6 protein-coding genes are annotated in these 9,409 nt (G+C 60.1%); 4 read left to right on the top strand and 2 right to left on the bottom strand.

Going from position 1 to position 9,409, the window contains the following annotated elements:
• Positions 1-256: 256 nt before the first annotated feature.
• On the top strand, positions 257-1,255 hold the full coding sequence (locus ACM9HJ_RS27555; RefSeq protein ID WP_416575003.1) for an SRPBCC family protein: 999 nt from the start codon (positions 257-259) through the stop codon (positions 1,253-1,255).
• Between the two features lie 213 nt (positions 1,256-1,468).
• The gene (gene acnA, locus ACM9HJ_RS27550) at positions 1,469-4,177 is read left to right on the top strand and encodes an aconitate hydratase AcnA (protein WP_416575002.1); all 2,709 of its coding nucleotides are present in this window, start codon (positions 1,469-1,471) and stop codon (positions 4,175-4,177) included.
• 178 nt (positions 4,178-4,355) lie between these two features.
• On the opposite strand, the gene ACM9HJ_RS27545 is transcribed toward acnA, so the two are convergent.
• Positions 4,356-6,701: a KAP family P-loop NTPase fold protein gene (locus tag ACM9HJ_RS27545; RefSeq protein ID WP_416575001.1), complete on the bottom strand. Its 2,346-nt coding sequence runs from the start codon at positions 6,699-6,701 to the stop codon at positions 4,356-4,358.
• Between the two features lie 19 nt (positions 6,702-6,720).
• Here ACM9HJ_RS27545 and ACM9HJ_RS27540 point away from each other — a divergent pair, with 19 nt between their 5' ends.
• Positions 6,721-7,497 (top strand): glycosyltransferase family 2 protein, encoded by a 777-nt coding sequence (locus ACM9HJ_RS27540; RefSeq protein ID WP_416575000.1) that lies wholly within the window; start codon positions 6,721-6,723, stop codon positions 7,495-7,497.
• A gap of 129 nt (positions 7,498-7,626) precedes the next feature.
• The gene (locus ACM9HJ_RS27535) at positions 7,627-8,616 is read left to right on the top strand and encodes a TerC family protein (protein ID WP_416574999.1); all 990 of its coding nucleotides are present in this window, start codon (positions 7,627-7,629) and stop codon (positions 8,614-8,616) included.
• Positions 8,617-8,732: 116 nt separating this feature from the next.
• On the opposite strand, the gene ACM9HJ_RS27530 is transcribed toward ACM9HJ_RS27535, so the two are convergent.
• A complete protein-coding gene (locus tag ACM9HJ_RS27530) occupies positions 8,733-9,407 on the bottom strand; it encodes a DUF1194 domain-containing protein (RefSeq protein WP_416574998.1) in 675 nt (224 codons plus the stop codon).
• Positions 9,408-9,409: the final 2 nt, after the last annotated feature.

Below are 9,409 nucleotides of genomic sequence, written 5' to 3'. Positions count from 1 at the left end.
AGACAGCATCGATAAGGGTCCCTCTCTCGCGCCTTCGCCCCTACATGGTAGCTGCCATGCAACGAACGCATCCCGCGCGGACGGCATGACATCTCTGTGAAAAAAACGCCCCTGTCAATCGCGCCCATGCAAAAGAGATATTATTTCAAATCGGATGCACTGGGCGGGCCATTCACCAATTCGGATGGGCCGGACGGGGAAATTTTCCGCCTCCCGGTGTATGTTTCCCATCCATCAAGAGGAAGGGGGAGACGGGATGTCAGCCGGAAAAGCAGGGCCGGACGGGACGGGACGGCCGGGCGGCATGGTCCGGGCAGGCCTGATCGCCCTCGCCTACGCCGTACTTCTCTATGTCGCCGTCTATCTGGAAAGCGGCTTCCTCTATTTCATCGTAGGATTGGTGGTCACTCCGTTCTGCATCTGCGCCCTTTATCTCTCCCTCGCAGACCCGGCAGGACAGAACGCCCCCAGTCGGGCGGTCAAGCATTGCCTGCTGCTGATGGCGGCGGTCCTGGCCATCACCGTCCTGGTGTTCCATGAAGGCATCATCTGTATCCTGATGGCGGCCCCCATCTTCCTGTTCATGGGGCTATTGGCCATTCCGGTGACGCGATGGTTCCAGTCAAGCGCCAGAACACGGCGTGCGCCGCTATTGATGCTGGTGCTGCCATTGGTCGGCATGCCGGTGGAACGGCAGGCGGACTATCCGGCCCGGATCGAGCATGTGCGCACCATGATCGACATCCGGGCTCCCGCCGCCAAGGTCTGGGACCATACGGTGGAGATCACGGACATCGCCGACCGGGAACGCATCCCCAGTTTCAGCCATAGTGTCATAGGCCTGCCGGGACCGGTTGATGCCCGGATGGAGGGGACGGGCATCGGTGCCGTCCGCCACCTGCGTTGGCAGCAGGGCGTACATTTCCAGGAAATCGTCACCGACTGGCGACCGGGGGAATTGCTAGCCTGGGACTTCCGGTTCCAACCCGATTCCATCCCCAGACATATCGAGGCGCATGTCCGCGTCGATGCCGATTATCTGCGCATCCTGGGCGGAAAATACGAGCTGTCGGCGCTGCCGGACGGCGGCACCCGGGTCACGCTGACCTCCTGGTACCATTTGGCCACACCCTTCAATGATTATTGTGCTTGGTGGGGACAGGTCTTTCTGGACGATTTCCACGAGGCGGTGCTGCACATCATCAAGGAGCGGGCGGAGAGAGCCGTAACCTCCGCTAAGGCCGAGCCGACCTAGTTAAGATCGTTTCGCAACAAGCCCCTACCTTGATCGATTATGTGCGAAAAGGGGGTCTGATCCCCCCTTCCTGCCCTTTCCCCGCACCGCAAAAAGCGTTACACCACGCGTCGAAACGCCATCCTGGCAGGACGGCTGTCCCGGACGCTGGAGCCGGGGCGAGATGCGGCCTGCCGCTTACCCCGCGACCCCGTTGGAGGAGTCACCCCCCGCATGTCCACGTTCACCGGCACCGACAGCCTGAAGACCCGCCGCACGCTTTCCGTCGGCGGCAAGTCCGTTGATTATTTCAGCATTCCCGAAGCGGAGAAGGCCGGCCTGGGCGACGTGTCGCGCCTGCCCTTCTCGATGAAGGTGCTGCTGGAGAACCTGCTGCGCTTCGAAGACGGGCGCACGGTGAGCGTCGACGACGTCAAGGCCGTCGCCCAGTGGCTGGTCGACAAGCGGTCGGACCGCGAGATCGCCTATCGCCCCGCCCGCGTGCTGATGCAGGATTTCACCGGCGTGCCCGCCGTCTGCGATCTGGCCGCGATGCGCGAGGCCATGGTGGCCCTGGGTGGCGACCCGACCAAGATCAACCCGCTGACCCCGGTCGATCTGGTCATCGACCATTCGGTGATGGTCGACGCCTTCGGCACCCCGCAGGCGTTCGAGGAGAATGTGGACCTGGAATTCCAGCGCAATGGTGAGCGTTACGAGTTCCTGCGCTGGGGCCAGAAGGCCTTCAACAATTTCCGCGTCGTCCCGCCGGGCACCGGCATCTGCCATCAGGTGAACCTGGAATATCTGGCCCAGACCATCTGGACCGATACCGACCAGACCGGTGCCACCGTGGCCTATCCGGACACGCTGGTCGGCACCGACAGCCACACGACCATGGTCAACGGCATGGCCGTCCTGGGCTGGGGCGTGGGCGGCATCGAGGCGGAAGCCGCCATGCTGGGCCAGCCCATCTCCATGCTGATCCCGGAAGTCGTCGGCTTCAAGCTGACCGGCAAGCTGCGTGAGGGTGCGACGGCCACCGATCTGGTGCTGACCGTCACCCAGATGCTGCGCAAGAAGAAGGTGGTCGGCAAGTTCGTGGAGTTCTACGGCCCCGGCCTGGACGCCCTGACGCTCGCCGACCGCGCGACGATCGCCAACATGGCCCCGGAATATGGCGCCACCTGCGGCATCTTCCCGATCGATGCCGAGACCATCCGCTTCCTGCATTTCACCGGCCGCGACGCCGACCGTGTGGCGCTGGTCGAGGCCTATGCCAAGGCCCAGGGCATGTGGCGCGATGCGTCCTCGCCCGACCCGGTCTTCACCGACACGCTGGACCTGGACCTGGGTTCGGTGGAGCCGTCGCTGGCCGGCCCGAAGCGTCCGCAGGACCGCGTGCTGCTGTCCAACGTCACCAAGGAATTCGGTGAGTTCCTGGCCACCGACGTTGCCGGCCGCCCCGTCAGCCAGCCGACCGACGTCGCCGGTGCCGATTACAAGCTGGATCACGGCCATGTCGTGATCGCCGCCATCACCAGCTGCACCAACACCTCCAACCCGTCGGTGCTGTTCGCCGCCGGTCTGGTGGCCAAGAAGGCGGTTGAGCTGGGCCTGAAGACCAAGCCGTGGGTGAAGCCCTCGCTGGCCCCTGGGTCCCAGGTCGTCACCGACTATCTGAACGCCGCCGGCCTGTCGTCGTACCTGGACCAGCTGGGTTTCAACCTGGTCGGCTATGGCTGCACCACCTGCATCGGCAATTCCGGCCCGCTGCCGGACCCGATCGCTGCCGCCGTGGATCAGGCCAAGCTGACCGTCGCCTCGGTCCTTTCGGGCAACCGCAATTTCGAAGGCCGCGTCTCCCCGCAGGTCCGCGCCAACTATCTGGCCTCGCCGCCGCTGGTCGTGGCCTATGCCCTGGCCGGCACGCTGCACCTGGACATCTCCAAGGACCCGATCGGCAAGGGCAAGGATGGGCAGGACGTGTTCCTGAAGGACATCTGGCCGTCGAACAAGGAGATCGAGGACACGATCGCCCAGTTCCTGACGCGCGAGATGTTCGTCACCCGCTATGCCGACGTGTTCCTGGGGCCGGAGCAGTGGCAGAAGATCAAGACCGTGGAAGGCATGACCTACAAGTGGGACGAGAAGTCGACCTACGCGAAGCGTCCGCCGCTGTTCGACGGCATCACCATGACCCCCGGCGACGTGTCGGACGTCAAGGGTGCCCGCGCGCTGGCCATCCTGGGCGACAGCATCACCACCGACCACATTTCGCCTGCCGGCAACATCAAGAAGGTCAGCCCGGCCGGTGAATACCTGCTGGAGCACAATGTCACCGTCGCCGACTTCAACAGCTACGGCGCCCGCCGTGGCAACCATGAAGTCATGATGCGCGGCACCTTCGCCAATATCCGCATCAAGAACGAGATGCTGGACGGCGTCGAGGGCGGCCTGACCAAGTATGTGCCGACCGGCGAAGTCATGCCGATCTACAACGCGTCCATGAAGTACCAGGCCGAGGGCACGCCGCTGGTGGTGTTCGCCGGCCAGGAATATGGCACGGGCTCCTCGCGTGACTGGGCCGCCAAGGGCACCCGCCTGCTGGGCGTTCGCGCCGTCGTGGCCGAGAGCTTCGAGCGTATCCACCGGTCCAATCTGGTCGGCATGGGCATCCTGCCACTCCAGTACCCGGCCGGCGTGAGCCGCAAGACGCTGAACCTGGACGGCACCGAGACCTTCGACATCGAAGGCGTGGAAGCCGGCCTGAAGCCGCGCATGGATTGCAAGCTGACCATCACCCGCGCCGATGGGTCCAAGGAAGTGGTCAACCTGTTCTGCCGTATCGATACGCTGGACGAGGTCGACTATTTCAAGAATGGCGGCATCCTGCAGTACGTGCTGCGCAACCTGGCCAGCCCGGCCGCGGCGGCGGAGTAAGCAAGGTTTCCTGCGGCCGGGGCAACCCGGCGGTGGTTGCTGCGAAAGGCCCGGCGGAGAAATCCGCCGGGTTTTTGTTGTAAGGAGTAGATGGGTCTAAAAACGATAGTTCGTATATGTATACGGTCACCCGTGTGCTTACACAGACGCCTTGAAAACAGCTTGCAGGCAACGGACGTCACTCGTCTACTTCCATTTCCTCCGGCGGTCGCCCTCTTTTTAAATTCTCCGAACCCTCAACAACTGCTTTCAAGATTCTATACTGATCATCTGTAAGATCACCAGATGAGAGATGCTTTCGGCCTGCCTGTAGCAATATATCCAAGTCAAAGAGGTCAGCATCGGGGCGATTCCGCATTGTATATTCGCGAACTGCTGTACCAATGCTGTAAGTGACTAACCCACGCGCGACCTTGGCCATAAACTCACCGCTGCTTAGCATGCCCTCCGTTAGCCAGCGCCTAGGTTGATCGGCGCCTGCTATATGCGCCCACACCCTGACAATATTGAAATAGTAAGCGGCGTTGCCGAGGGTACCCGCAATCAAAGCCTCCTGGAGTTTGGTGAAAAATACCCTGCCAAGTTCATCGAATACTTCGATAGTTATGGTCGGACGCTCACTCGAATCTGATGAGAAGACACCGAGTTCGCGCCCGCGGTCGGTTAACTCCTCCGCCATGAACATCACTGACGTGGACTTATGGAATGCTTTGATCATATGATCTCCAGCGTCCTGAGCCCCCCACTGTTCGAGTATATTTCTGATCAAGAATGTTATTTGCGCCCTAGGGGATAATACAAACATGCCATCATTATGGTCGATCGAGATGACATCTTCTCCGACCCTGAAAAGTGCATCCAAGAGTCCTTGCTTAGGCTTAGCCGGATGGGGGGCTTGAAACTGAATTCGAAGTTCATCGAGAAGTTTTGCGATCATTAACTCGCCTTGGGCATTTACCCTACCCAAGTAGCTACGGATTACACGTTCAATCTCGTCAGCATTATCCAACTTCGACATTAAATCGGTGATGACTGCTTTGGGGATTGCATCGGAGGAGGGATGAAAGCCGAAATAGGTATCATACCCGGCTTTACTCCCTACGCCTCGCCGCCGTGTAGTATCGTTAAACGTCTCCCCACCGAAAAAATCCCGACCCTCAAACCACTTTCCAGCCTGTGGAAAAAGGACAGTTAGGATGTGCAACACTTGAGACTGAATATCAGCAGGTATCTGCTTCTTTAATCCATTTACAGCCTCTTGCTTCACTTCGTCTCTCGACATCATGAAGCGCCCCTCAGTGAACAAGAAATCACGATTATCCCGTACCCAAGAGAATGCACCGGTATCAAACAAGCGTAATCCCTCCATAGCCAATAGATCTTGTGGGTCGATCTCACCCTCCATTGCTGGCCACGAGAATTTCACCGAATTCGAGAGGCGGACCACATCGCGGGGTGATCTTATCCACCTGCGTACACCATCACGAATAAGATACTGCCATCGAGCACTATTTGGAATTGGGCCGGTAAGGAAAGAAATCTCTTCATCCAAGATGGCTAGCAGAGCATTGCGGGACGGCTTTGGTAGTTCAATTTCCTGTTGGACGATTTTCTCGGCGAAACGAGGTCCTGCTGGCCCTCTCACCTGATCCAGCGCATCCCAAACGATTTGACGGTCATAGGATAGCAAGTAGACCACATTGGGTAACCGGCCGATGCTTTTCACCATCTGCATGATCGAACGAACGTGTTCATTCTCGAGACGGTCGATATCATCGATCGTCACGAGGAAGCGCTTACCACTTCGGCTAAGCTGATCCTTCAAACTCTCATATGCTGCCTGTAGTGATGGGTCTTCAAGGAACCGCCCCAACAGAGCGTTGACCGATTTCTTGGCCAGATTCGCGCCGAAACCTGCCACAGCGCCGGTCGGATCAACGCTTAGAGCTACGGTTGCTGCGGCATCCACCAAATTGTCCGTGGTTCCATGGATAAAGCTAAACATATGGCGCCGGAGTCGCTGCCATCTGCTTTCCTTTGGGCCAAGACGTTCCGACAGAATCTTGAAGAAGGCTGTTATAAGGTCCTGATGTTCGGATACAATCCACGGTCGAAAGTCGATCTCTATGATCTGATCATCTTCATGCTCGGCGTTATGCTTTCGGAGATGCGCCAGAATAAAATTAATCACCGTGGATTTACCGCTCCCCCACTGGCCATGAAGTCCGATTACATAGCCATTTGGCGCTGCGAGGGAGATAATTGCTTTTGCAATCCTTGCGGAAAACGGAGCGTAGTTCAGCCGATCATCCCGCCAGGGGTTCTCCTTTGGCAAGTCATCGCCAAGCGCGTATTTTTCGACCACGCGTCCTCCGGGGATTTCTATTTCTTTAGCAACGACTGCATAAAATGGAAATTTCATATTTTTATACAACATTCTTTTTGCGCCAGCAAATGCAGCGGTTTTGCCAGGACGGGGTTCTAAATCATCACTTAGCCAGCTTATGCCGTTCTCAAAACACAAACATGCTACACCTCACCCCATGCCCGACAAACTCCCCCTCTCCGTCTTCATCATCGCCCTGAACGAGGCCGACCGGATCGGCCCCGTCATCCAGGCCGTTTCCGGCTGGGCGGATGAGGTGCTGGTGGTGGATAGCGGCAGCACCGACGGCACCCAGGACCTGGCCCCCTCCCTGGGCGCCACCGTCATCCATAATGACTGGCCCGGCTATGGTCCGCAGAAGCGCTTTGCCGAGGAGCGGTGCCGGCATGACTGGCTGTTGAACCTGGATGCGGACGAGGTGCCGGTGCCGGAACTGGAAGGGGCCATCCGCGCCCTGTTCGCGGGCGGCGCGCCACCGCTCCAGGGATACCGCATCCAGACCGTGATGACCCTGCCCCACCAGCAGCGGCCGCACCGGTTCGCCCCCCGGCACAATTACATCCGCCTCTATGACCGGCGCCATGGCCGCTTCGCCGACAGCGTCACCCATGATGCGGTGGAGATGCAGAGCGGTACCGTGGGCAGCCTGGCCCCCATCATCGTGCATTATTCCATCCGCAGCCATGGCGACCTGATCACCAAGCTGAACCGTTATTCCACCGCCCAGGCCGAGGAGATCGTGGCGCGGGGCAAGGGGCGGCGGTACGGGACGTTCAGGGCGATGACGGAGTTTCCCGTCAACCTGTTCCGGTATTTCTTCCTGAAGGGCTATTGGGTGTTCGGGCTGTATGGGCTGGAACTGGCCGCCATCATCGCCTTCTTCCGCTTCGCGCGGATCGCCAAGGTGCGGGAAATTCTGCGTACGCCCCCTTGAACGGCGAAAAGCCCACCTTACATCAGCCGCATCCGGGCCCCTCTGGCAGCCGAGGCGTCGGCTGTGATGTCGGATTGAACCTTCATCGCTGACGCAAGCACTCGGCTGATCTTTAGAGGAGGCGCTCCCATGGAGCTGCTGACATCGATCATGCTTGAGCCGGTTCTGGGCAAGGCCCTCTGGCTCTGGCTGGTTTTCATTTCCATCGTCATCGCCCTGCTCGCCTTCGACCTGGGCGTGCTCAACAAAAAAGACCATGAGATCGGGGTGCGGGAGAGCCTGGTGCTGTCCGCCCTCTATATCGCCATCGCGGCGGCGTTCGGCGGCTGGGTCTGGTGGTATCTGGGGCCTGTGCCCGGCATGCAGTATTTCACCGGCTTCGCGCTCGAAAAGGCGCTGGCCATGGACAATGTCTTCGTCATCTCGCTGATCTTCGGCTATTTCGCCATCCCGCGCCTCTATCAGCACCGGGTGCTGTTCTGGGGTATCCTGGGCGTCATCGTGCTGCGCGGCATCATGATCGGCGTGGGTGCCGCCCTGATCACCCAGTTCCACTGGCTGCTCTATTTCTTCGGTGGTTTCCTGATCCTGACCGGCATCAAGATGCTGTTCACGGGCGACCAGGAACCGGAGATGGGCGAGAATTTCATGGTCCGCTTCCTGCGCCGCCACATGCGGGTGACGGATGGGCTGCATGGCAACGCCTTCTTCGTGAAGCAGGCGGACCCGGTCACCGGCAAGGTGCTGCGCTGGGCCACGCCCCTGTTCCTGGCGTTGATCATGGTGGAATTCGCCGACATCGTCTTCGCGGTGGACAGCGTGCCCGCCATCTTCGCCATCACCACCGACCCGTTCATCATCTATACCAGTAACATCTTCGCCATCCTGGGCCTGCGCGCGCTCTATTTCGCGCTGGCGGCGATGGTACATCGCTTCCATTACCTGAAATATGCACTGGCCCTGGTCCTGGTGTTCATTGGCGGCAAGATCTTCTGGAACCAGTTCTACGGCAAGCTGGACCCGGCCATTTCACTGTCGGTGACCTTCGCCCTGCTGGCGTCGGGTGTGGTCTATTCGCTGTACAAGACGAAGAACGGGGAAGAGGGACAGGCGGCGTAAGCTGTGATCGTAGGTCAGGTCGAGGCGTCAGCCGAGCCCTGACAGGGCAGGTTTGAAGCCATTCCTGTCAGGGTTCGCTTCGCTCGACCTGACCTACGGCAAGACCGACAAGGTGATCACACCATCTCCGTCACCAGCTTGCCCAGCAACACATTGGCGAAGCTGTCCAGATCGCCGGCCGTGCGCACGAAAGCGCCACGGCCGGCGATGACGTTGGCGGCGAAGTAATCCTCCAGCCAATCATATTCATTGAGAATGGCTAGGCCGTTCACCGTGACATTGGCCCCGGCGGCATAGCCCTTGGCCGAGCGCGGATCGATGCCGGCATTGCTGAACCCGTTGGACACGATATCCAGGGTGCGGCGCGACGTGCTGTAGGGCGCAGCATCCAGCAGGGCCACGGCCTGCACCACCGCACTACCCAGGGCCGTGGACCCGCCCATGAACACGGCCGGCGCGGCATCGATCGTGTCGGCGAAACTTTCGCAATCCTTGCCATCTTTCAGAACGCGCCAGGGGACCAGGGTGGTCAGCGTCTCCGGCCCCGCGAACTGCGCCAGCATCACGGCGATGCCATTGCCGCCACGGGCAATCGCCCCTTCAACCGCTTTGTGGCGGAAGGCGGCGGCATGGCCGCGCAGCTGGAAATCGAGCAATCCCTTATCGATGCTGGCCGAGGCATCCACGGCCAGCAGCAAGGCCGCATCCACGGGCGGCGGAGCGGCGAGTGCTGCGGGTGCGGCCGGCAGGGCGGCAAGGCCCGCCAGGATGGATCGGCGTGAAAGCAGCATCA

The organism is Niveispirillum sp. KHB5.9 (genome assembly GCF_048066115.1).
Classification (GTDB): domain Bacteria; phylum Pseudomonadota; class Alphaproteobacteria; order Azospirillales; family Azospirillaceae; genus Niveispirillum.
Note: the sequence above shows the minus strand (reverse complement) of the source record. Positions and strands in the feature narration are given on the sequence as shown.